This is a genomic window from Paenibacillus sp. FSL L8-0333 (genome assembly GCF_037965665.1).
GTDB classification, from domain to species: domain Bacteria; phylum Bacillota; class Bacilli; order Paenibacillales; family Paenibacillaceae; genus Paenibacillus_AQ; species Paenibacillus_AQ odorifer.
In genome coordinates this window covers 4,145,661-4,170,176 of the sequence record NZ_CP150186.1, presented here as the reverse complement: position 1 = coordinate 4,170,176, position 24,516 = coordinate 4,145,661, and the positions used below count along the sequence as shown (strand labels likewise).

The following is a 24,516-nucleotide window of genomic DNA, read 5'->3' as shown; positions in this document are numbered from 1 at the left end:
CCATGGCTGAAGATATTAAAGTGATAGTGTTCAAATTAGGCGTAGAGGAATATGGAATTGAAGTTGAGAAGGTACAAACTATTGAGCGCATGATGCCCATTACTCGTGTACCTAAGACCTATTCATTTATCAAAGGTGTAATTAATTTACGTGGTGTTGTTATTCCTGTAATTGATTTACGGGGCCGTTTCGGCATCGAAGAGGCTGAACACACCGATCAGACAAGAATCATCATCGTATCTGTTAATGAAATGGAAGTAGGCTTCATTGTAGACTCTGCAAATGATGTTATAGATCTGAACAGAGATTCTATTGATACACCTCCTGATGTTGTTGGCGGCATCAAGGCGAAGTATTTGGATGGGGTGGCCAAGATTGGAGACGAGCGCTTACTGATTATGCTCAACTTGTCAGAAGTGCTTAACAAAAGCGAAATCGTTCAATTAGAAAGCCTAGAGGGCTAACCTGTGGAACTATTTAAGCACTATAAGGATTTCAAAATGGATGTGCTTAAGGAAGTTGGGAACATTGGAGCTGGAAATGCAGCCACCGCATTATCACAGCTCTTGAACAAGCCGATAGATATGGCTGTTCCTAAGGTACAGCTCCTTAACTTTGAAGAAATTACTGATAAAGTTGGCGGAGCCGAAGAACTAGTATATGCGGTGTTTCTACGTGTGGAGGGTGAAGCTCCAGGTAACCTGTTTTTCATTCTGTCACCAGAAGCGGCAATGAACTTGCTTAGTCGTATTGCAGGCATTGAGCTGTCGAGTGATGAAGAGCTTGGAGAAATGGAACTTTCTGCGCTAAGCGAAATTGGCAATATTTTGGCAGGTTCGTATCTTTCTTCTCTAGCAGACTTCACCTCACTTTCTATGTATCCAACGGTTCCGGCCCTTGCTATGGACATGGCTGGCGCCATCCTTAGCTACGGTCTGCTGCAATTCGGGCAGATGGGGGACGATGCATTGTTGATCGACACTACCTTCTTTGAGGGGAAAAACGAAATTGAAGGGCAATTTTTCCTTATTCCCGATCCGGAATCATTCCCGAAAATCTTCAAATCGCTAGGAGTTCCTTTTGAAAATGATTGAAGAACAAAGCATTATTAAAGTAGGGATGGCGGATCTTAACGTTGGCAGCCAAGATAGTTTAATTCGTACCACAGGTCTTGGCTCCTGCGTGGGATTAACATTGTTTGACCCTGGAAAAAAGCTCGCAGGGATGGCGCATGTGATGCTCCCATCATCTGAGATTGCTAGGGAAGGGCAGTTAAACATCGCTAAGTTTGCAGATACCGCAGTGCCGGAGCTCTTATCCCGTCTGCTAGAGCTTGGGGCGGTTCGGAGCCGGATCGTAGCCAAGATGGCCGGAGGTTCACAAATGTTTGCCTTTGCCGGGGGGAGCGACACCATGAGGATCGGGCCTCGTAATGTTGAATCTTGTAAACTAGCACTTGAAAATTTAAAAATTCCGTTAATCGCAGAAGACACAGGCGGCAATTATGGCCGTACGATAGAAATAGCCTGCAACACTGGTATATTGTTTATTCGCAGTGTGCAAAAAGGCGCTAAGGAACTATAATTATGAATATGATTGGAAACATTTTGATAAACTTGGTGTCGGGTTTGGTAGGTTTCATATTTACCTTTTTTGTAACCTACAGTAACAATGTATTGGGTACTAGTTTATTAAGAAGCCTAATTGCATTTATCATCTGGTTTCTGCTTGCTTTTCTCTTAAGATGGGTATTGGGTTTTATTATGATTCAAACATCGCCTCCGGATGAAGTGGACACTGGCGGTGAAGAACTTGGGGCGAAGCTGGACATCAGCACCCCTAATGAGGATGAAGAATTAATCAATCTACTAAAACCGAAGCCAGGACAAGGAAACGAAAATAGCGAGGGATTTAAGCCTCTTACACCTCCTAAGCTAGTTTCGATGAAGGATCCTGAAGAATTGGCCAAGGCCGTTCGTCACCTGAAAGAAGAATAAGTGAGGGCTGAGGCGGAATCGGTGATCTTATTGGAAGGTACATTTCGCCGCGAATGCTCGCTGACTAAACTTTGGGAAGGGTGAAAGCTATTGAACGAGCGTAAAGCTTCTCAATTGGAAACTGACGAGCTATGGGAACAGTGGAAAGAACACAGAGACCCTGAAGCCAAAAAGAAGCTGATAGAGAGTTATCTCCATATTGTTGATTATGTATCCAGTCGTTTGGCTGTGGGATTACCCAAAAATGTATCCAAAGATGATTTAGCCAGCAATGGGGTTATGGGACTAATTGATGCGATTGAGAAATTCGACTACAAACGAGGATTGCAATTTCAGACCTATGCGTCCTGGCGTGTGCGTGGTGCGATATTAGATTCATTACGCCAAAGTGATTGGGTACCTAGATCCGTTCGGGAAAAAGCTAAAAAAATCGAGGACGCTTATCAGCAGCTGGAGCAGAAGCACTTAAGGTCAGTTAGTGACGAGGAAATGAGCCAATACCTTAATATTAGTGAACTGGAATTTCAAAATATGTTGCAGGATGTGGCTGTGATGTCACTTTGCTCACTGGAAGACCCGATTCGTGAAGAGGAATCAGAGACCCGAATGTCCATACTGGTGGACGATAAAGCTAAGAATCCGGATAGCAAGGTAAATGAATTCTACTTGCGCGAAGCGCTCACCAAAGGTATTGAGAAATTAACGGTGAAAGAAAGGACCGTTGTGTCCCTTTTATATTATGAAGATTTATCTTTAAGTGAGATTGCTGAGGTCATGTCGTTATCTCCTTCAAGAATTTCGCAGTTGCATTCCAAAGCTATTTTGCGGCTGAGGGGAACGCTCGAGAAGAACCGTGATCTCCTTATGCAGAACGATTAACCGTTAGCGGTGACAAGGGGGAGCAAAATTTGATCGGTCAATATGCTTTGAATCAGTACTTGAGTATAACTTTTTCGGAGGACAAAGGGATCGCGTATTTGCAGTTCTCCAAAAAGGATGAGAATTTTTCCTGCTCATCTACAGAACTGGAAGCCTTCCTGCACAGTCACAATATTCGCTACGGTATCAAGAGTGATGTTGTCGAACGTATTTGTAGTCATCCTGAGGAGTTTTTTTGGAGTAAAGTTCCGATTGCTGCAGGTTATCCTGCTGTGCATGGCACGGATGGACGAGTTATGCTTACAGTAGATCTGGAAGAGGACCGCAAACCGCTTGAGAAAGCGGATGGTAAGGTCGACTATAAGGACTTGGTCCGGCTTCGTAATGTACTTAAAGGAAAGTTAATAGCTAAAATTATCCCTGCCCAGCCTGGAAAGCTAGGGATGACTGTAACTGGTGATGAGCTTGCTTTCAAGGCTGGAAAGGAAGCTCATTTTAAAATCGGGAAAAATGTACTCATTGATAATGACGGCACTTCGATGTATGCAGCGATTGATGGACTGGTAACGTTAACTGATAACGGGAAAATCAATGTGTTTCCTGTATATGAAGTGAATGGTGATGTGGATTACAGCACTGGAAATATTGATTTTGTAGGTACAGTCGTCATACGCGGGAATGTCCTTTCAGGCTTCACTGTAAAGTCTGCCGGTGATATTCGGGTTGTAGGCGGCGTTGAAGGTGCAGAGTTAATCTCTGGGGGTTCCATTGAAATTACTGGTGGAATTATCGGATATAACAAAGGTCAAGTTACTGCTGGGAAAAGTGTGAAGGTTTCTTTCATTCAAGATGGAAACGTAACCGCTGGTGAAGATGTAATTGTTTCTCAGAGTATTATGCATTCCAATATACGTGCTGGTAGAGATGTTATCTGTAACGGCTCTAAAGGTTTGATTGTGGGTGGAATCGTTCAGTCTGGAGATAGAGTTGTAGCACGAACTATAGGTAACACCATGTCCACTGCGACTGTGATTGAGGTAGGCGTGGTTCCAGAGCTTAGAAATGAGATTAACGAGCTTCGTCAAGAGTTGCGGCAGCTGCTGGAGAACGAGGATAAAACCTCTAAAGCTTTGTATCTATTAAATCAATTGGCTACTAACGGTCAGCTCCCTGCGGATAAAGTGGCGCTTCGCGTCAAATTAAATGCTACTAAACAATCCCATCAACGTGAAGAAAAAAGAATTAAAGAACGAGTGCTAGAGATAGAAAGAATGTTAGAAGATACAGGTAGAGCGAGAGTTGAGGTTATCAAAACCATTTATGGCGGTTCAAAGATCATGATCGGCAGATATACCCGATTTGTTAAGGATGCTACGGAGCGGGTTGTGTTTATTTACAGTGATGGGGATATATCTTTAACGCCGTACAATTAATCGGGCGGGCAGCATTTGCGGCCGGCCATTACTTGTGAGAGAAGGGTTAAGATGAGCCTAAAACCGGTGGAACTGCAAATTGCTTTGCCTCGCACCACGGAGGCGGGCAAGCTTCAGAATGAATCTCAGCAACGTCCTGCTATCGACCAACATCAATTGGCTGGGCAAAATGTAAAACAAAGTCAGGAATTGGCCATGCGGAGCACTGAAGTGGATGAGTCTTCTGAATCAGCTTTACGGGATGGCGGTGGAAAAGGCAATCCACATTCAGGTGGAAATTCTTCTTCAGATAAACACTCGAACTCGCCTGCAACCCGTGATGCCGAGCATCCTTACAAAGGCCAACGCATTGATCTAAGTCTTTAATAAGAATCCACATGAATCTACATCTGAAATGCAAAAGGAGATAAGGCACTTGCAACCATGGGTTTATATTGTGCTAGTAGGTGTCGCCGCTATTCTTTATGCCCTTTTACTTCCCGCACGTGTAAAGGAAGGAAAAGCTAATCAGCAAAGCCTCAAGGAAACAGAGGCTACGCTTGAGCTATATATGGCAGACATAGAGCGCGAGAATGAGGAACTGGTACAATTAGTTAGTAGTATTAAACAACAATCGCAAACTAATCATAATTTACTGCAGGGACAGGTTAATGAATTACAGAGTCAAGTGGTAGAGTTGCAGAACAGCTCTTTAAAGCTAGAAGCACGAGTGGCCGAGGAAGAGAAGGGTTTGAAAGAACTTGCAGTGACGGTTGAACAAGGTTCGAAGGTTAAAGTTGGTGTTAACGAAGATACGTCTCTGCCAGCAGAGATGAGTTCAGTGTCGCCAGATGTGAAAGCGAAACCTATTAGTTCGATAAAATTACGTTACCCAAGATTGTTTGAACTGCATGAGCAGGGCAAATCGATAGACTCCATTGCCAAGACGGCTGGACTTCAGCGAGGGGAAGTGCAACTGATTCTGCAACTTGCCAAACAGGAGGAATCGGTATGATTAAGAACCGTTCATTCTTGTTCGGACTAGGCACAGGACTAATTACTGGCGCTTTATTACTTCAGTTAATGATCTCCGGTGGAGCGGCTCCACTTACCAAAGAACAAGTTCTACAGGGTGCTGAAAAATTGAATATGAAAGTCATCGATGAATCTGCAGAATCTGCCTCGGGGGAAGCTGAGAATGATAATAAAGAGGAAATCACAGAGACCGAGGGATCGACAGTAGTAAGCAAGGAGAACGTCAGCCCCTCTGCGCCGGCTGCTGCAGCCTCCCCCACGCCGGTAGTGTCACCTACAGTACCTGAGAGCTCTGATAAAGCCGTTGCGCCGAAGAAGCCATCTACGCCTACTGACGGCAAGGTTGAGCAGCCACAGGTCACTCCAAAGGCCAGTGCCGCTCCAACCGCTGTAGCTCCTGTAACGCCTAAAGTCACAGCAAATGCTAGTGTTTCTGTTCGAATTCCATCTGGCAGCACATTGACCGCAACAACAGATATTTTAGCGAAGGCTGGCGTCATTAAAGATAAGTCTACTTTTCTAGAGGCTGCAAACAAACGTAAGATTAATACCAAAATTCAATCCGGTTCTTATAGCTTTAATAAGGGAGAAAGTATTGACTCCATAATAGAGAAATTAATAACTTTAAAGTGATCGTTGCATACACTGAGATAATATGGTATAGTAATTGACGGTGTTAAAACACACGCCGGTTGATTTCGACAAGGGGTGCTTTCTTCTGAAGAAAGTCTTGCTGAAAGATGACGCATGGCGGAGGAGACACACAATAAACCAAACTTAGGAGGTGTGTGAAGATGGCAGTAATCTCCATGAAACAGCTTCTAGAAGCTGGGGTACACTTCGGTCACCAGACTCGTCGTTGGAACCCAAAGATGGATCGTTATATCTTCACTGAAAGAAACGGAATTTACATTATTGACTTGCAAAAAACAGTCAAAAAGGTAGAGGAAGCTTACAACTTTGTAAAAAGCGTCGCTGGTGACAACGGCACAATCCTATTCGTAGGAACAAAGAAACAAGCTCAAGATTCCGTAAAAGAAGAAGCAGAACGTTCCGGTATGTTCTTCATTAACCAACGTTGGTTGGGCGGAACGCTTACTAACTTCCAAACTATCCAAAAGCGTATTGATCGCTTGAAGAAATTGGAATCTTGGGAAGAAGACGGTACTTTTGAAGTACTACCTAAGAAAGAAGTTATCCTTCTTCGCAAAGAGAAAGATCGTCTTGAAAAATTCTTGGGCGGTATCAAGAACATGAAAGGTCTTCCAAGCGCGTTGTTCATCATTGACCCGCGTAAAGAGCGTATTGCAGTTGCAGAAGCTCGCAAATTGGGTATTCCAATCGTAGCTATCGTTGATACTAACTGTGATCCAGACGAAATCGACTACGTAATTCCAGGTAACGACGACGCTATCCGCGCTGTTAAATTGTTGACTGGTAAAATGGCAGACGCTGTTGTTGAAGCTCACCAAGGCGAAGACACAACTACTGCTTAAGTAGCGACTAGCACATACAAGAACTTAAATGAAAAGGGTGGTTGGCAGGTGGATAACCTCTCACTGCCCTTTTTTTAGGATAAAGGCCTTGAATAATGTAAGAAAACGACAATTACCTGGAGGGAATAAACAATGGCAGTTGATGCAAAAGCAGTAAAAGAACTTCGTGAAAGAACAGGCGCTGGTATGCTTGATTGTAAAAAAGCGCTTGAAGAAGCTAATAACGATATTACTAAAGCAGCAGAATTGCTTCGTGAAAAAGGTCTGTCCGCAGCAGCAAACAAAGCAGGACGTATTGCTACTGAAGGCGTTGTAGAATCTTACATCCACGCTGGCGGCCGCATTGGTGTGCTTGTAGAAATCAACTGCGAAACTGACTTTGTTGGTAAAACAGATTCCTTCAAGGAATTTGCTCGCGATATCGCTATGCAAATCGCTGCAGCAAACCCTCGTTATGTTCGTCGTGAAGAAGTACCACAAGAAGATGTTGAAAAAGAAAAAGAAATCCTGAAAGCTCAAGCTTTGAACGAAGGTAAGCCTGAGAAAATCATTGAAAAAATGGTTGAAGGACGTATTGGTAAATATTACGAAGAATATTGCTTGCTTGAGCAAACTTTCGTTAAAGACCCAGACAAAACAATCTCCCAATTGTTGAATGAAAAAATCAGCACAATCGGAGAAAACATCTCGATCCGTCGTTTTGCTCGTTTTGAACTAGGCGAAGGTTTGGAAAAGAAAGTGGATAACTTTGTTGAAGAAGTTATGGCACAAGTTAATCAATAATAGCTTCATCATAAATATGAAGAATTGAATAAAGGCAAGCATCAGAAGAGCGGAACACGTACACGTAGTGTTCCGTCTTTTGCAGAAAGTGAGGGTATACATTTGGAACAGCCGGTATTTAAGAGAGTAGTCCTTAAGGTAAGTGGAGAGTCTTTGGCAGGACAAAACGGATATGGTATTGATGCCGACATGATTATTTCCATCGCTGAACAGATCAAGGAAGTTGTAGAACTTGGCGTTCAGGTTGCAATTGTTTGTGGCGGGGGTAACATTTGGCGCGGGATCGCGGGCAGCGCAAGCGGCATAGATCGCGCTACTGCAGATTATATGGGCATGCTGGCAACAGTAATGAACTCACTTGCTCTTCAGGACGCATTAGAGCAAATTGATGTGCCAACAAGAGTGCAGACTTCGATCTCGATGCAGCAAATTGCTGAACCATATATTCGTCGTCGTGCGATTCGCCACTTGGAGAAGGGCCGGGTTGTTATTTTTGCAGCAGGCACAGGTAACCCATTCTTCTCAACAGATACTACTGCAGCACTTAGAGCGGCAGAGATCGAAGCAGAAGTTATTCTGATGGCGAAAAATAAGGTTGACGGAGTATATTCTGCTGATCCGTTCAAAGATAGTACAGCTGAGAAATTCGAACAGCTTACTTATATGGATGTTCTGAATAAAAACCTCGGTGTTATGGATTCAACAGCTTCATCTTTATGCATGGATAACAATATACCGCTCATTGTATTCGCCATTACAGAACAAGGCAATATCAAACGTGTCGTTCTCGGTGAGAAGATCGGAACGATTGTTAAAGGGAGTGTAGATTAATGCCACAATCGGTCAAAAAAAATGCCGAAGAGCGTATGGACAAAGCGATTTCATCGCTGAAACGTGACTTGGCAACATTACGTGCAGGACGTGCAACAACATCGCTTCTCGATCGTATTCAAGTTGAATATTACGGAGCACCTACTCCAATTAATCAGCTGGCCAACATAAGTACTCCGGATTCCCGGACACTGTTGATTCAGCCGTGGGACAAAACATCGATGTCTGATATTGAACGGGCGATCATGAAATCCGATATCGGATTGACGCCAGCCAATGACGGCACCATTATTCGTCTTTCTATCCCTCCGCTGACTGAAGAGCGTCGGACGGACTTGGTTAAGCTGACTAAGAAGTTTGGTGAAGAAGCGAAAGTAGCGATCCGCAACATTCGCCGTGATGCCAACGATGATATTAAAAAGATGGAGAAAAACGGTATCTCTGAAGATGAGTCCCGTGGCCATCAGGAAGACATTCAAAAAACAACGGATAAGTTCATAGCCGAAGTTGACAAAGTGCTTGTCTCCAAAGAAAAAGAGATTATGGAAGTTTAATGATATTCAAGAGACTTAAGGCCCCTCCGTTAATGGTGGGGTTTGTCTCTTTCTGATAAGAGCTTGGAGGAAACGGAAATGATCAAACGGATTCAAGCGTGGCTGAGCCGTAAAGACAGGCAACAGTCAGTCGAGATTTCACCGGATAACATTCCCCGGCATGTGGCTGTGATTATGGATGGTAATGGACGCTGGGCTAAACGGCGCGGCTTACCGCGCGTTATGGGTCATCAGAACGGCATGAAGGCTGTCAAACGTGCTACGATCGCTGCAGACGAATTAGGTATTAAATACTTAACGATGTATGCGTTCTCGACAGAAAACTGGATACGCCCGAAAGAAGAAGTCGATTACTTGATGCGTTTGCCTGGGGAGTTTCTGGCGATTGAGCTTGATGAGCTAATCGAGAAGAATGTTCAAGTACGCATGATGGGTGACGCTGACGCTTTACCTTCATATACCCGTAAGGCTATGGAAGAGGCGGTAGCTCGAACAAAAGAGAATACTGGATTGATCTTGAATTTTGCTCTTAACTATGGTGGACGCAATGAAATAGAAGGCTGTATGCGCAGTTTAGGGAAAGATATCCAAGCTGGTATATTGTCGCCAGAAGAAATTACATCAGAGTTGATTAACAACAGACTATTAACTGCTGGTTTACCCGATCCTGATTTGTTGATACGAACAAGTGGAGAAATTCGGCTTAGCAATTTTATGTTATGGCAGATTGCCTATAGTGAATTGTGGTTTACTGATGTGTACTGGCCTGAGTTCGACAAAGAGCATTTGCATCAGGCCGTTGCTGAATATCAACGACGAACACGCCGTTATGGTGGACTGAAGTAGCTTGTTAGGAGATGGAACCTTTGAAGCAGCGATTGATTACCGGAATTGTTGCCGGAGTATTATTTTTAGGGTTATGTGTACTGGGAAACTGGCCGTATCAGGTTCTGCTTATTGCTATGGCTCTTATAGGTTTTTATGAATTTGTCAAAATGATAGGTATTCCTACGCTTTCCGGTACTACTTTTCTGGGTTACGCAGCTATTCTAAGCTTCATGATCCCATGGAATTTGCTTGGTGTTTCTGAGCCGCTGTCCTGGGAGCAAGGGATTTGGATTCTGCTGTTATTGTTCCTTCTGGTCACCGTTTTCACTAAAAATAAATTAGATATTCGAGTAACAGCCTTGCTGTTTACTGGTATTGTATACATTGGAATGGGCTTCTCTTATATGGCCGAGGCTCGTGCATCGGATGACGGACATGGTTTGTTCTGGACTTTTTTGCTCCTGTTCTGCATTTGGGGCAGTGATGCGGGGGCATATTTTGTAGGCAGAAGCTTTGGCAAGAACAAGCTCTGGCCGGCCATCAGTCCTAACAAAACGGTGGAAGGTGCTGTTGGCGGGGTACTGATCTCGATGCTTATTTCTATCGTGTTTGCGCTGCTTGCTCCTGAACACTTGGCGATAGGACGAGCATTGCTTATTGGGCTTTCTTGTGCGATATTAGGACAGCTTGGAGATCTTGTGCAGTCAGCTTATAAACGTGCGTATGGCATTAAAGACTCAGGTACACTTTTGCCAGGGCATGGCGGTATTCTTGATCGATGTGACAGCTGGATTATCGTATTTCCATTCGTACATATTGTAATGCTTATGCCTTACTATTAAACGAAGGGAGAGAGAGTATAACTATGAAAAAAATAAGTGTTCTAGGTTCGACGGGTTCGATCGGCACTCAGACTCTAGATGTCATCGCAATGCACCCAGACTCTTTTGAAGTAGATGGCTTGGCGGCCGGAACAAATACAGCATTATTACTGGAGCAAGTTCGTCGTTTTAACCCGCGTAGAGTCTCTGTGGCAACGAAAGAGCTGGCAGATGAGATTAGATCCAGCCTACCTTCTGGTATAGAGCTTTACAGCGGGAATGAAGGGCTTGTTGAAGTGGCGGCTGGCGGCGATGCCGAAATGGTCGTAACGGCTGTTATGGGAAGCGTAGGGCTTCAATCAACACTAGCGGCAATTGAAGCCGGCAAACATATTGGACTCGCCAATAAGGAGACATTAGTAACGGCCGGACATTTGGTCACTGATCTTGCTAATCGTAAGGGAGTTAAGCTGTTGCCGATTGATAGTGAGCATTCAGCTATTTATCAATGTCTCAATGGCGAGAATATCTCAGATATTGCCTACATCACTTTAACAGCATCCGGCGGCTCATTCCGTGACTTTACGCGTGATCAGCTTAAGGATGTGACGGTAGAAGATGCGCTTCGTCATCCGAATTGGAGCATGGGCGCGAAAATAACGATAGATTCTGCTACAATGGTGAACAAGGGCTTAGAGGTTATTGAAGCTCATTGGTTATTCGGTCTTCCGTATGAACAAGTGAAGGTGCTGCTGCACCCGGAGAGCATCATTCACTCTTATGTTGAATTCCGTGACAGCAGTATTATTGCCCAGCTTGGCAATCCCGATATGCGTGTCCCGATTCAATATGCACTTACTTATCCAGATCGTTGGGAATCTCCGGCACAGCGTTTGTCGTTAGCTGAGATAGGACGTTTGACATTCCGTGAAATGGACTTTGAACGTTACCCTGCACTGAAGCTAGCGATAGATTGCGGAAAAGCTGGTGGAACGGCGACTACTGCTTTCAACGCTGCGAACGAAATAGCAGTTGCTCGATTCTTAAGTCATGAGATCTCGTTCCTGCGTATTGAGGAGATTATCGGAGAAGTGCTAGATTGTCATAATAACGAGCATAATCCGAATCTGGAACAAATTGAATCCTGTGATAGACGTGTTCGAGAGCTGGCAGCTACGCTGTAGAACGTAGAAAGATCTCCTTTTAAAAATATAAGAAAGTATAAGTTTCACTTTATACATTATCCTTATATTTCTCGCGTAAACGCGTACCGTCTCCTTAAGGAACACTGATGGCGTTATTGCTTGACTGGAAATACTTACTTTGCCCTAAAAATAGGTTGGGACAGTTGATTCTCTTGTGCCTGATCGGAGAATAATGATAAATTAAGAGGACATACTTCGGTCTTACACCTAAAGGGGGATGATACGTTTGGAAATGGTTCAGGTCGTTTTTTTAACGGTGCTCATGTTTTTTGTACTTGTGACTGTACACGAATGGGGTCACTATTATTTTGCCAAACGCGCCGGTATTCTCGTGAGGGAATTTGCTATCGGTTTCGGTCCGAAACTGTTTTCTTATAAACGGAATGAGACTCAGTTCACTCTTCGCTTACTGCCTTTTGGCGGTTATGCCCGCATGGCTGGTGAAGATCCTGAGATTGTCGAGATTGGTTCTGGACAGACCATTGCGGTAAGGCTCGGACAAGACAATAAAGTTAAAAACATTTATCTGGATGCACTAGACACCCGTAGAAATGTTATCCGTGGTGAGGCGCTGAGTACCGATCTCGAAGATAAATTGCAGATTACCTTAGATGTGGACGGAGAAGTTACTACTTATGATGTTCATCCGCAAGCGATGATGATTAAAGGGACGCAACAGACACAAATTGCACCTAAAGATCGTCAATTCGGTAGCAAGACCGTGGGTCAGCGTGCGTTGGCTATCGTTGCGGGTCCTGTGATGAACTTTCTGTTAGCCTTTGTACTCTTCGCCATTCATTTGCAAATGGTCGGGATTCAAGTTGAAAATCCTACTTTTGTTAAGATTGGCGACGTCTCCGAAGGAATGCCAGCGCAAGAAGCAGGACTCCAAAAGGGCGATATCATTGTCTCCATCAATGGTGAGAAAATCGGTGCTGATTACCAAAAAATGATTAGCTTGACCTCGGAGTCCAAAGGTAAAGAAATGAACTGGACGCTGCAACGGGGAGAAGAAACCCTTAATGTTAAGCTAGTTCCTCGTAGTATGGAAGGACAAGAAGGCGGTAAAATAGGCATCACTCCTGAGCTACCTACTCGTAAAGCTGGTTTTGGCGAGACGATAACAGGTTCAGGAAAAGCTATGGTCGATACGACAGAAGCTATCTTTTTGGGCTTTAAACAATTGATCAATAAATTCAATATGGATGATATTGGAGGTCCGGTTCGTACGTTTGAGGTAACCGGTCAAATTGCTCAACAAGGTATTCAGTATCTTACATACTGGGCCGCTATTTTGAGTCTATATCTGGGGATATTTAACCTCTTGCCGATTCCGGCACTCGATGGAAGCCGTCTGGCATTCCTAGGTGTTGAGGCACTGCGTGGCAAACCTGTGGATCCGGGTCATGAAGGCATGGTTCACTTTGTAGGTTTTGCACTGCTATTTTTATTAATGATTGCTGTTACGTATAATGATATTTTACGTTTGATCAGCGGCTAATTTTCTTCGGGAGGCATTCCATTACATGGCTAAAGATAAACAATTCGTTACGGAAATCACGCCGCAAAGCGAGGATTTCTCACGCTGGTATATTGATGTTATTAAAAAAGGAGACTTGATGGATTACTCTCCTGTTCGTGGCTGTATTGTATTTAAGCCAGAAGGCTATGAAATATGGGAGCATATTCAGGAGGAAATGAACCGTCGCCTCAAGGAAACTGGGCATCGAAACGCTTATTTTCCAGTGTTCATTCCAGAGAGTTTCTTTCAGAAGGAAAAGGATCATATTGAAGGCTTTAATCCAGAGCTGCCATGGGTAACAGAAGCGGGTGGTGACGTACTTGAGGAACGTCTCGCAGTTCGTCCTACTTCAGAGACCATGTTCGGCCACATGTACTCTAAATGGATTCAATCTTATCGTGACCTTCCTGTACTTATCAATCAATGGGCGAACGTGGTTCGTTGGGAGAAACGTACATTACCATTTATCCGCACGACTGAGTTTCTTTGGCAAGAAGGGCATACCGCGCATGAGAATGAAGCGGAAGCTCGTGAAGAAACTATGCGGATGCTGGATAACTACCGTGATTTTGTCGAGACCTATCTTGCCATTCCGGTTATTACTGGACAAAAGACACCTTCCGAGCGTTTTGCCGGTGCGGTAGATACGTATTCTATTGAAGCGATGATGAAGGATGGACGCGCTGTTCAGGCTGCTACTTCACATTACCTCGGCACCAAGTTTGCCACAGCTTTTGAGATTCAATATTTAAGCCGTGACAATAATTTGGAGTATGTACACACTACTTCATGGGGCTCAACCACTCGCTTGATTGGCTCCTTGATTATGGTACATGGAGATGACCGCGGTCTTGTTCTGCCGCCTAAGGTAGCTCCAACGCAAGTTATTATGATTCCTATCGGACCTCCTAAGACCCGCGAAGCTGTGATTGGGCGGACGGACGAGCTGTTCAAGGAATTGAAGAATGCTGGCGTTCGTGTACGTGTGGATGATCGTTCAGATGTTACTCCAGGCTGGAAGTTTAATGAATATGAAATGCGTGGAGTGCCAGTACGTTTGGAGCTTGGACCACGCGACATGGAGAATGGCGTCTGCGTTCTCGTCTCACGTGTCACCGGTGAGAAGAAGGTTATTCAACAGGAGAACCTCGTAGAAGAGGTTCAAACAATGCTTGAACAGGTTCACAACGAAATGTTCGAACGTGCCCTGAAATTCCGCGAGGACCACTTCTATTCTGTGGATTCCTTGGAGGAAATGAAGGCTTCGATGGATGAAAAACGTGGATTTGCTCTAGCTGGATGGTGTGGTTCCGAAGAATGCGAGTCCAAAGTTAAGGAAGAGACAGGTGCGGGTAGCCGCAATATTCCTTTTGATCCAGCGGAGACTAAGCAAGTCTGCATTTGCTGTGGCCAACCAGCCAAGCATACTGTGGTTTTTGCAAAGGCATATTAATCTTTAGGCACCGATCAACAGTCTTGTAGTATTTTAATTTAGCTTCTGGAGAGAGGAGTCGGCGGGCCGTAAGAACCCAATGCTTTTTGAAACCAGAAGCTTTTTAAAATATAAGAATTTATAGGAATTCGCTATAAATTATCCTTATATTTTTACGAGAAACAGTTATCGTCTTTAAAAGGCGACAACATCGTTTCTTCTTATCATATTGTACTTTCACTGTATATCATGGATAGTTTTAACTGGGTTATTAAAGGTGGGAGGAAAGCATGGAACAAAACCAGGAGAGAAGAAAAAGGTTCGAGCTCTTGATGAAGCAGGGTGAAATTCCGCCTGCAATCATGGATCCCTACTTTTTAGACGGGTATATAGAACGTGTTGAGATCAGTCGCGGCAACCGGGACTGGCAAATCGTTATTACGAAAGAAAGTCTGGTTCCAGCACAGGTATATCGGACATTTAGCCTTAGAATGCGGGAGAAGCTACAGCATATAGCTAAAGTAAGCTTTTTGTTCCTATATGATGAGAAGGTTAGTAGAGCGGAGCTTGTCCAAGAATATTGGGGACTGTTTCTGGAGTGGGTGCATCGGGAGATTCCATCGGTAAACGGCTGGCTGACCCGCTCCTCACAGGAGCTTAAAGAGGATACTTTAATGTTAACGATGAGTGATTCCACTTCGATGGAGCTGGCTCGCAAAAAAGGCATCGATGGAGCAATTATTAAATTTTATGATAAGTATTTCGGTCTCTCCTTAAAAGTTAAATTACTAATGGCGGAGAACGAAAATAATAATGTTGAAGCATTCGAAGAATTTCAGCAAAAGCTTCAGCAAGAACAACGCGAGATTGTTGAGCAGATGATGACTGCTGTTGAAACAGAAGCTCCTGCTGATGATAGCGATCCTAATGAAGTAATTAAGCTTCAAGTGGGGTATGAAATTAAGGAACAGGCTGTGCCGATTCTTGAAATTCAAGATGAAGAGAAGAAAATTACAATTCAGGGTACCATTTTTGGTCTGGATCGTAAGGAGCTTCGCAATGGCAGTACCTTGTTCACTTTCAGTCTGACCGATTTTACGGATTCTCTACAAATGAAGATGTTCGCGAAGACTAAAGATGATCTGAAGGTTATGAGTCAGCTAGCTAATGGCAAATGGGTAAGAGCACGCGGAAAAGTAGAATATGACCGTTTTATGCAGATTCCTGAGCTCGTGATGATCCCTTCGGATTTAACGGAAGTTAAGGCACCGCCTGCACGTAAAGATACTGCTCCTAAGAAACGGGTGGAATTCCACCTTCACACTACGATGAGTACGATGGATGCGGTCACTCCGATCACTACCTATGTCAAAACAGCTGCCCAGTGGGGTCATCCTGCGATTGCTATTTCTGATCATGGTGGCGTTCAGGCTTTTCCTGATGCAAACCATGCAGCTCATAAGCATAAGATAAAAATGATTTATGGTGTGGAAGCTAATGTTGTGAATGACTCTGTGAATATTGTCGAGAATGCTCAGCCTTTGGACTTGAAGACAGCTACCTATGTAGTGTTTGATATAGAAACCACGGGTTTATCGATTACCCGCAATAATATTACGGAGCTGGCGGCCATTAAAATGTGCGAAGGCAAAGAAGTAGACCGTTATTCTACTTTTGTTAATCCGCATGAGAAAATCCCTTATCATATTCAGCAATTGACCAATATTACGGATGAAATGGTTAAGGATGCTCCTGATCTTGAACCAGTACTGCGTAAGTTTGTTGAATTTGTGGGTGACAGTATCCTTGTAGCTCATAACGCCAGGTTTGATATGGGTTTTATTCAGGCCTCGTTACGTAAAATAGGTGAACCTGATCTTCCGAATCCATCTCTTGATACGCTTGAGCTCGCTCGCTTACTATATCCAAGCATGAAGAATCACAGGCTGAACACATTAGCCGATAAATATAAAGTTCTTCTGGAAAGCCATCACCGTGCGATTGATGATACCATAGCACTCGGCGGTATATTAACAGGATTGCTCGCAGATGCTGAAAAGATGAAGGGCATGACCCGCCTTGATCGGCTAAACGATTATGTGGGTAATGATCTTTCGAACACAAGACCGTTCCACTGTAATATTTATGCACTTAATCAAATAGGCAAAAAAAATCTTTATAAGCTCATTTCCATGTCACATACGGAATATTTCAAACGTGTACCTTGTATTCCAAAATCCAAGCTGGAAGAGCATAGAGATGGACTGCTAGTGATTTCCGGTTGTGAACGTGGAGAGTTTTTTGAAGCAGTACTCAACAAAACGACTGAGGAAGCCATGGAGGTTGCTCATTTTTATGATGTGCTGGAGATTCAGCCATTGACCATGTACATGCACTTGGTGGACAAGGGTTTTGTAGCAGGCCCTGATGAGCTTCGCGATGTAGTCCGCAAGGTTTGCGAAATAGGGGAACAGTTAAATAAACCTGTTATCGCAACGGGGAATGTGCATTATCTTGAACCCCGGGACAAGCTGTATCGTGATATTACGATTAATGGGATCACAGGCTTTAGTCCGCTTAAAGACCAACGCAAACCGGATGCACACTTCCGCACAACGGATGAAATGCTGTCTGAATTCGAATTTCTCGGTGCTGAAAAAGCGATGGAAGTCGTTGTCACAAATACAGTTGAGCTGGCGGAGCGTTTTGAAGAACTGGAGCTATTTCCAGATAAGCTATTTACACCAATTATTGACGGGGCGGACGAAGAAATTCGCGAGACCTGCTACAATACAGCCAAATCCATTTACGGTGAAGAGCTGCCTGAAGTAGTTATTGCCCGTTTGGAGAAAGAGCTTGCACCGATTATTAAATACGGGTTCTCTGCCAACTATTTGATTTCTGAACGTCTCGTAAAAAAATCAAATCAGGATGGGTATCTCGTAGGCTCGCGGGGTTCCGTAGGTTCTTCTGTAGTCGCTACATTTCTTGGGATTTCAGAAGTTAATCCGTTGCCTGCGCATTATATTTGCCTAGATCCCGAGTGTCGCCATAGTGAATGGTTCCTGGACGGTAGTGTGCGGAGCGGATTCGATTTACCAGATAAAGTCTGTCCGGATTGCGGTCAGAAGCTCAAAGGTGAAGGCCAGGATATTCCGTTCGAGACCTTCCTTGGATTTAAAGGGGATAAAGTTCCCGATATCGACTTGAACTTCTCAGGGGAATATCAGCCGAATGCACATAACTTTACCAAAGAAATGTTTGGTGAGAAAAATGTATTCCGTGCCGGAACGATTGGTACCGTAGCTGAGAAGACAGCCTTTGGATTTGCAAAAAAATACGAAGAACTTCACCAGAAACGTTGGCGTGGAGCTGAAGTTGGCCGTCTGGCGGCTGGCTGTACAGGTGTTAAACGTAGTACGGGACAGCATCCGGGTGGTATAGTCGTTGTTCCAGACTATATGGAGGTAGAAGATATTACGCCAGTACAATTCCCGGCGGATGATGTCAATGCTGAATGGAAGACCACGCACTTTGATTATCACGCCTTTGACGCGAATTTGCTGAAGCTTGATATTCTGGGTCATGATGATCCGACGATGATGCGGATGCTTCAGGATTTGACAGGTGTGGATCCAACTTCTATCCCGATGAATGATCCGAAAGTTATGAGCATGTTTAACTCTACAGATGCACTTGGAGTGAGACCTGACGAAATCAGATCACCGGTTGCGACCTATGGTGTGCCCGAAATGGGGACCAAGTTCGTACGTCAAATGCTTATTGAGTCGAAGCCGTCCAGCTTTGCTGACTTACTGCAAATATCAGGTTTGTCTCATGGTACTGGAGTTTGGCTTGGTAACGCTCAAGAGCTTATAAAGAATAACACGTGTAACATTAAGACCGTTATCGGTTGTCGTGATGACATCATGCTCTTCTTAATTTATAAAGCGGGAATGGATGCGAGCTTGGCCTTTAAAATTACCGAGAGTGTTCGTAAAGGTAAAGGTTTGTCTGACGAATGGATCGAGGAAATGAAAAAGTGCAAGGTCCCACAATGGTATATTGATTCTTGTCTGAAGATTCAATACATGTTCCCGAAGGCGCATGCTGCTGCATACGTAATTTCTGCAGTACGTACCGCCTACTTCAAGCTGTATCATCCTATTGAATATTATGCGACTTATTTCTCTGTACGTGCGGCAGATTTTGATATTGAATTGTGCTGTAAGGGGTATGAAGCCATCAGCCGTCAGATCGTAGAAATTGAGCAAAAAGGATTTCAAGCTTTGCCTAAGGAAAAGGCTATGTTGCCTGTCCTTGAGATGGCTTTGGAGATGACGGCACGTGGGTTTACATTCAAAAACATTGATCTTTACCGCTCAGAAGCGAATAAGTTTATTGTTGATGACAAGAGTTTGATTCCTCCGTTTTCCGCATTAGCGGGAATTGGTGAGAATGCTGCTATCAACATAGCTGCTGCGAAAGATGCTGGAGAGTTCCTGTCTATTGAAGATTTCCAGCAGAAATCAAAGGCAAGTAAGACGGTTATTGAGCTGCTGACTGGCATGGGCTGCTTCCGCGGCTTACCGGAAAGCAATCAACTTTCCCTATTTTAAAGGCTTTAACAACACTTATTTCATGGCTAGAAAAGAGTGCTCCAAAGGGGGAGTCAAGGGCTAGCACTTGTCAGTCCAGTTTCCCTATGGTATAATTTCTTTGGTAATAATGAGATAAGTCCGTTGTGTAAAGAGTGGGGAAACCCACTCTTTATCTTTGGTATATAGCAAAAGACAAGTTCGTGGAGGTAATTTTCTTTTGAGCACACCCAAATCTAAAATTAAACAAACGGTAGAGCAGATGCTCGGGCCCTATCTCGACGACAATGGTTTCGAACTGGTGGACGTTGAATACGTGAAGGAAGGCTCCAATTGGTTTCTGCGTATATTCGTAGATAAAGAAGGCGGCATTGATATTGATGACTGCGGGATCATTAGCGAATATTTCAGTCAGAAGTTAGATGAGAATGATCCTATTCCTGAGGCATATTTCCTTGAGGTTTCCTCGCCGGGAGCAGAGCGTCCTCTCAAAAAAGCTGCGGATGTAGCTAAAGCGGTAGGTAAGGACGTGTATGTGACTGTTTATGAGCCGATTCAAGGACTCAAAGAATTTGAAGGTCGTTTGCTCTCGTTCGAGAACGAGGAACTGCTCATCTCCGCGGGCAAAAAAGAACATGCAGTACCGTACGCCAAGGTCGCAAGTGCGAGATTGGCCATTATTTTTTAACGTCTTGAAAGGGGGGCCGGAAATTCATGAGTATGGAGTTTATTGAAGCAATGAATGAGCTGGAGAGGGAGAGAGGCATCAGTAAAGATGTGCTGTTTGAAGCGATTGAAGCGGCGCTGATCTCTAGTTATAAACGTAATTTCAATGCAGCACAGAACGTGCGTGTTGACATGAATCGCAATACAGGTGTCATTAAAGTGTTTGCCCGCAAGTTAATTGTTGAGGAGGTCCTGGATACAAGGACTGAAATCTCATTGCCGGCAGCCAGAGAAATTAACCCGCATTTCCAGCTGGAAGATATCGCTGAGCTTGAAGTGACACCGCGTGATTTTGGACGTATTGCCGCACAGACTGCTAAGCAGGTTGTAACTCAACGGATTCGCGAAGCAGAGCGTGGACTTATCTATAATGCTTTTATCGACAAAGAAGATGATATCGTTACTGGACTAGTTCAACGTCAAGATATGCGGAACATTTACATTGATCTTGGTAAAATCGAAGCGGTTCTTCCGCTTAGCGAATTGATGCCAGGTGAAAAGTTCAAACAAAGCGAACGCATCAAGGCTTATATCACAAAAGTTGAGAATACAACAAAAGGTCCGCAGATTATGCTCTCCCGCAGTCATCCTGGATTACTGAAGCGTCTGTTCGAGCTTGAAGTTCCTGAAATATTTGACGGTGTAGTTGAGATTCGTTCTGTAGCTCGTGAAGCTGGCTTCCGCTCGAAGATTGCTGTGTATTCCCGCAATCCAGAAGTAGATCCCGTTGGTTCTTGCGTAGGTCCAAGAGGCACACGCGTTCAGACCATCGTTACTGAGCTTCGCGGTGAGAAGATCGATATCGTCCGTTATTCTGATCTGGTGCAGGAATATGTTGCGAATGCACTAAGCCCTTCCAAGGTTCTTGAAGTTCAAGTCTTTGAAGCGGAGAAGATGGCGAGAGTTATCGTTCCTGACTATCAATTATCACTGGCTATCGGTATTAAAGGGCAAAATGCACGTCTTGCCGCTAAACTTACCGGCTGGAAGATTGATATCAAGAGTGAAACTCAAGCGGAGCAGGAATACGGCAGACCGAAATCTTCTATTGATGAAATGCATCAGGATTCCGTCTCCATAGATTAATTAACCTGCTTGACGGGAGGCGTTTGGTATGAAACAAAAAAAGGTGCCGCTGCGTAAATGCGTTGCTACCCAAGAGATGATGCCTAAAAAAGAGCTGATTCGTGTGGTAAGAACGCCTGAAGGTGAAGTACTGATTGATCTGACGGGTAAGAAGTCAGGCCGTGGTGCTTACATATGCGGCAAGCTTGAATGCTTTCAGCTGGCACAAAAGAACAAAGCACTTGACCGTGCATTGAAATGTCAAGTGAGTCCTGAAATCTACGCCCAGCTAGCCCGGGAGTTTACATCCGTGGAAGAGCAGTTCCTAGCAGCAAAGGATAGTGAGGATAATGAGTAAGGCGCTTTCTTATTTAGGGCTTGCCATGAGAGCAGGCAAGATAGTCACCGGTGACGAGGCTGTACTCAAAGCTGTACGGTCTTCAGAGGCGAAGCTGGTCGTTCTGGCAGGTGACGCTTCAGATAATACCCAAAAAAAGTTCCGTGATAAATGCGGAACTTACGATATTCCACTAGTAATCGCATTTCACCGGGATGAACTCGGTGCAAGTATTGGTAAAGACCAGCGTGTAGTACTGGCCATTACGGATAAAGGATTCGCGGAAATGATCTCCAAGCAACTCGGAGATACTGTCGGAGGTGGATTTATTGACTAAAGAAGAGAACAAAGATAAATTGCGCGTGTACGAATACGCAAAGTCACTAAACATGAGCAGTAAAGAAATTATTACTATTCTGAAGCGTTTGAATGTCCCCGTGAATAATCATATGAGTGTCATGGAGAATGGATCCGTGAACAAAGTTGAACAGTTCTTTAAGGATATCAAATCAAACGCTGCAGCCAAGCGGGATACCGGCACCAGCAGCCGGCCGGTAACAACCGGTGCGGTAACAGCCGAACCTCAAAGTGCTCAGAATGCCAACAAAAATCAACAGGAAAAGCAGGTAGGTATGAACAGTAACCAAAACAACAACCAATCGACGACGTCCCCAAGGCCCCAAAGCGGACAAGATTCCCGCAGAACACAAACAGGTTCAACGCAGAATGCACGTCCGCAACAAAGCGGTGCTCCACGTACTAACAGTACTAGCAGTACTAGTAGCAGCCGCCCGCAAAGCAGCACTACCGGCGGCAATCGCCCACAAGGTAGCAATACCGGTGGCAGCCGTCCGCAAGGCAGTAATACTGGCGGCAACCGTCCACAAGGTAGCAATACCGGTGGCAGCCGTCCGCAAGGCAGCAATACTGGTGGTAGCCGCCCACAAGGCAGCAACACCGGTGGAAGCCGTCCACAAGGAAGCAACACAAGTGGCAGCCGTCCGCAAGGACAAAACAGTGCACCACGCACTGACAGCCGTCCACAAGGTCAATCTGGCACAGGCGGAGGTTTCACACGCGGTGATGACAGAGGTCCTAAAAAGAACACAACTGGTGGCAGACCGAATAATAATCAAAGACGTTTTGATGATGGTAAAGGTGGTAACTACCGCGGTCGTGGTGGTAAGAATGGTCGTGGCAAGAACCAGCCAATGGTACACCGCGAGAAGATCGATAACACACCTAAGAAAATCATCGTTCGTGGCAGCATGACCGTTGGTGAAACAGCGAAATTGCTTCACAAGGATGCTTCTGAAGTAATCAAAAAGCTGATTTCAATGGGTGTTATGGCTACCATCAACCAAGAACTTGATATCGACACCATTTTGCTACTCGCTGCTGAATTTGGCGTAGAAGTAGAAGTGAAGATTCCTGTTGATGAGGACAGCTTCGAAACAGTGGAAGAGAATGACAATGAAGAGGATCTTCAGACTCGTCCTCCAGTAGTTACTATTATGGGTCACGTTGACCATGGTAAAACTACACTGCTTGATGCTATTCGTTCGACAAATGTGACTCTAGGCGAAGCCGGCGGAATCACTCAGCACATCGGTGCTTATCAAGTCGAAATCAATCAAAAGAAAATCACGTTCCTTGATACACCTGGTCACGAAGCATTTACTGCTATGCGTGCTCGTGGTGCACAGGTTACGGATATGACAATTATCGTAGTTGCTGCTGATGACGGTGTTATGCCTCAGACCGTTGAAGCTATTGCACACGCTAAGGCTGCTGGACTTCCGATTATTGTCGCTGTTAATAAAATCGACAAGCCGGGCGCAGATCCTGATAAGGTGAAGCAAGAGCTTACAAGTTATGAACTTGTTCCTGAAGAGTGGGGTGGAGATACCATCTTCGTTAACCTCTCTGCGAAACAACGTATTAACTTGGAAGAACTGCTGGAAATGATCCTGCTCGTAGCTGAAGTGAATGAGTACAAAGCGAACCCTGACAAAAGGGCACGCGGTACTGTTATAGAAGCTGAGCTTGATAAATCCCGTGGACCAGTTGCTCGTATACTCGTTCAGAACGGTACGTTGAAAGTCGGCGATGCCTTTGTAGCAGGTAACTGCTTCGGACGTGTACGTGCGATGGTCAATGATAAAGGTCGTAAGATTAAAGAAGCTGGACCATCTACTCCAGTAGAAATTACTGGTTTGACTGAGGTGCCACAAGCTGGCGATCCGTTTATGGCATTCGAAGACGAGCGTAAAGCCCGTGCGATTGCTGATAGACGTTCCACTTCCCAACGTCAATCTGAGCTGAATACGAACACCCGTGTAACTTTGGATGATCTGTTCCAGCACATTAAAGATGGCGAGATCAAAGACCTTAACGTGATTATCAAAGCTGACGTACAAGGTTCAGTTGAGGCGCTTAAAGGTTCCTTGGCTAAGATCGAAGTAGAAGGCGTACGCGTGAAGATCATTCACAGCGGTGCTGGTGCGATTACTGAATCCGATATTACGCTTGCAGCAGCATCTAATGCTATCGTTATCGGCTTTAACGTTCGTCCAGACGCACAGACCAAAACAGCTGCTGAGCAAGAAAAAGTAGATGTTCGTCTGCACAACATTATCTACAACGTAATTGAAGAAATCGAAAGTGCCATGAAAGGTATGCTCGATCCTATCTATAAAGAGAATGTTATCGGTCACGCCGAAGTTCGCAGCGTGTTCAAAATCAGCAAAGTGGGTACCATTGCAGGATGTATGGTTACTTCCGGTAAAATTACCCGTAATGCTGAAATGCGCTTGATCCGTAGCGGAATCGTAGTGTTCACTGGTAAGGTTGATACTTTGAAACGTTTCAAAGATGATGCCAAAGAAGTGGCGCAAGGTTATGAATGTGGCATAACTTTGGAACGCTATAATGACGTCCAAGAGGGCGACATTATCGAAGCGTTTCTTATGGAAACTGTAGAGCGCTAAGCGAA

Annotated in this window: 24 protein-coding genes; all 24 read left to right on the top strand. The window is 44.5% G+C overall.

Features of this window, described 5'->3' with window-relative positions; all coding sequences use genetic code 11:
- Positions 1-2: 2 nt before the first annotated feature.
- The 24 genes from NYE72_RS18560 to infB all read left to right on the top strand — a co-directional run bounded on the left by NYE72_RS18560 (position 3) and on the right by infB (position 24,511).
- Positions 3-464, top strand: coding sequence for a chemotaxis protein CheW (locus tag NYE72_RS18560; protein ID WP_036688501.1), 462 nt, complete (start codon positions 3-5; stop codon positions 462-464).
- Positions 465-467: 3 nt separating this feature from the next.
- Positions 468-1,094, top strand: a complete 627-nt coding sequence (locus NYE72_RS18555; RefSeq protein ID WP_036688500.1) for a chemotaxis protein CheC — start codon at positions 468-470, stop codon at positions 1,092-1,094.
- The gene (locus NYE72_RS18550; protein ID WP_036688499.1) at positions 1,087-1,584 is read left to right on the top strand and encodes a chemotaxis protein CheD; all 498 of its coding nucleotides are present in this window, start codon (positions 1,087-1,089) and stop codon (positions 1,582-1,584) included. The genes NYE72_RS18555 and NYE72_RS18550 overlap by 8 nt, the downstream gene beginning before the upstream one ends.
- An 8-nt stretch (positions 1,585-1,592) precedes the next feature.
- Entirely contained in the window at positions 1,593-1,997 is a 405-nt protein-coding gene (locus tag NYE72_RS18545) for a hypothetical protein (protein ID WP_036689092.1), read from the top strand.
- A 90-nt stretch (positions 1,998-2,087) separates the two neighbouring features.
- On the top strand, positions 2,088-2,876 hold the full coding sequence (locus NYE72_RS18540; protein WP_036688498.1) for a FliA/WhiG family RNA polymerase sigma factor: 789 nt from the start codon (positions 2,088-2,090) through the stop codon (positions 2,874-2,876).
- Positions 2,877-2,905: 29 nt separating this feature from the next.
- On the top strand, positions 2,906-4,309 hold the full coding sequence (locus NYE72_RS18535; RefSeq protein ID WP_076275229.1) for a FapA family protein: 1,404 nt from the start codon (positions 2,906-2,908) through the stop codon (positions 4,307-4,309).
- A 51-nt stretch (positions 4,310-4,360) separates the two neighbouring features.
- Positions 4,361-4,675, top strand: coding sequence for a hypothetical protein (locus NYE72_RS18530; protein WP_036688496.1), 315 nt, complete (start codon positions 4,361-4,363; stop codon positions 4,673-4,675).
- 49 nt (positions 4,676-4,724) lie between these two features.
- Positions 4,725-5,303, top strand: coding sequence for a hypothetical protein (locus NYE72_RS18525; protein WP_339210201.1), 579 nt, complete (start codon positions 4,725-4,727; stop codon positions 5,301-5,303).
- The gene (locus NYE72_RS18520; RefSeq protein WP_076100388.1) at positions 5,300-5,956 is read left to right on the top strand and encodes an endolytic transglycosylase MltG; all 657 of its coding nucleotides are present in this window, start codon (positions 5,300-5,302) and stop codon (positions 5,954-5,956) included. The genes NYE72_RS18525 and NYE72_RS18520 overlap by 4 nt, the downstream gene beginning before the upstream one ends.
- A gap of 161 nt (positions 5,957-6,117) precedes the next feature.
- Positions 6,118-6,819 carry a 30S ribosomal protein S2 gene (gene rpsB, locus NYE72_RS18515; protein ID WP_036688493.1) on the top strand — a complete coding sequence of 234 codons (702 nt, stop codon included), beginning with the start codon at positions 6,118-6,120 and terminating at the stop codon, positions 6,817-6,819.
- 132 nt (positions 6,820-6,951) lie between these two features.
- Positions 6,952-7,602, top strand: coding sequence for a translation elongation factor Ts (gene tsf, locus NYE72_RS18510; RefSeq protein ID WP_036688492.1), 651 nt, complete (start codon positions 6,952-6,954; stop codon positions 7,600-7,602).
- A 102-nt stretch (positions 7,603-7,704) separates the two neighbouring features.
- Positions 7,705-8,433 (top strand): UMP kinase, encoded by a 729-nt coding sequence (gene pyrH, locus NYE72_RS18505; protein ID WP_036688491.1) that lies wholly within the window; start codon positions 7,705-7,707, stop codon positions 8,431-8,433.
- Positions 8,433-8,987: a ribosome recycling factor gene (gene frr / locus NYE72_RS18500; protein WP_036688489.1), complete on the top strand. Its 555-nt coding sequence runs from the start codon at positions 8,433-8,435 to the stop codon at positions 8,985-8,987. The genes pyrH and frr overlap by 1 nt, the downstream gene beginning before the upstream one ends.
- Before the next feature lie 78 nt (positions 8,988-9,065).
- A complete protein-coding gene (locus NYE72_RS18495; protein WP_036688488.1) occupies positions 9,066-9,833 on the top strand; it encodes an isoprenyl transferase in 768 nt (255 codons plus the stop codon).
- 20 nt (positions 9,834-9,853) lie between these two features.
- Positions 9,854-10,657, top strand: a complete 804-nt coding sequence (locus tag NYE72_RS18490; RefSeq protein ID WP_076100390.1) for a phosphatidate cytidylyltransferase — start codon at positions 9,854-9,856, stop codon at positions 10,655-10,657.
- Between the two features lie 23 nt (positions 10,658-10,680).
- Complete coding sequence (locus tag NYE72_RS18485; protein WP_339210198.1) at positions 10,681-11,820, top strand: 1-deoxy-D-xylulose-5-phosphate reductoisomerase; 1,140 nt, start codon at positions 10,681-10,683, stop codon at positions 11,818-11,820.
- A 247-nt stretch (positions 11,821-12,067) separates the two neighbouring features.
- On the top strand, positions 12,068-13,342 hold the full coding sequence (gene rseP / locus NYE72_RS18480; protein WP_036688480.1) for an RIP metalloprotease RseP: 1,275 nt from the start codon (positions 12,068-12,070) through the stop codon (positions 13,340-13,342).
- 25 nt (positions 13,343-13,367) lie between these two features.
- Positions 13,368-14,816 carry a proline--tRNA ligase gene (proS, locus tag NYE72_RS18475; protein ID WP_036688477.1) on the top strand — a complete coding sequence of 483 codons (1,449 nt, stop codon included), beginning with the start codon at positions 13,368-13,370 and terminating at the stop codon, positions 14,814-14,816.
- A gap of 269 nt (positions 14,817-15,085) precedes the next feature.
- Positions 15,086-19,414 carry a PolC-type DNA polymerase III gene (locus NYE72_RS18470; protein ID WP_339210196.1) on the top strand — a complete coding sequence of 1,443 codons (4,329 nt, stop codon included), beginning with the start codon at positions 15,086-15,088 and terminating at the stop codon, positions 19,412-19,414.
- A gap of 199 nt (positions 19,415-19,613) precedes the next feature.
- Positions 19,614-20,081, top strand: coding sequence for a ribosome maturation factor RimP (rimP, locus tag NYE72_RS18465; RefSeq protein ID WP_036688473.1), 468 nt, complete (start codon positions 19,614-19,616; stop codon positions 20,079-20,081).
- 26 nt (positions 20,082-20,107) lie between these two features.
- The gene (gene nusA / locus NYE72_RS18460) at positions 20,108-21,205 is read left to right on the top strand and encodes a transcription termination factor NusA (protein ID WP_036688470.1); all 1,098 of its coding nucleotides are present in this window, start codon (positions 20,108-20,110) and stop codon (positions 21,203-21,205) included.
- A gap of 28 nt (positions 21,206-21,233) precedes the next feature.
- A complete protein-coding gene (locus NYE72_RS18455) occupies positions 21,234-21,542 on the top strand; it encodes a YlxR family protein (protein ID WP_036688467.1) in 309 nt (102 codons plus the stop codon).
- Positions 21,535-21,858, top strand: coding sequence for a YlxQ family RNA-binding protein (locus NYE72_RS18450; protein WP_036688466.1), 324 nt, complete (start codon positions 21,535-21,537; stop codon positions 21,856-21,858). The genes NYE72_RS18455 and NYE72_RS18450 overlap by 8 nt, the downstream gene beginning before the upstream one ends.
- A complete protein-coding gene (gene infB / locus NYE72_RS18445) occupies positions 21,851-24,511 on the top strand; it encodes a translation initiation factor IF-2 (RefSeq protein WP_339210194.1) in 2,661 nt (886 codons plus the stop codon). Before NYE72_RS18450 ends, infB begins: the two co-directional genes overlap by 8 nt.
- Positions 24,512-24,516 lie beyond the last annotated feature (5 nt).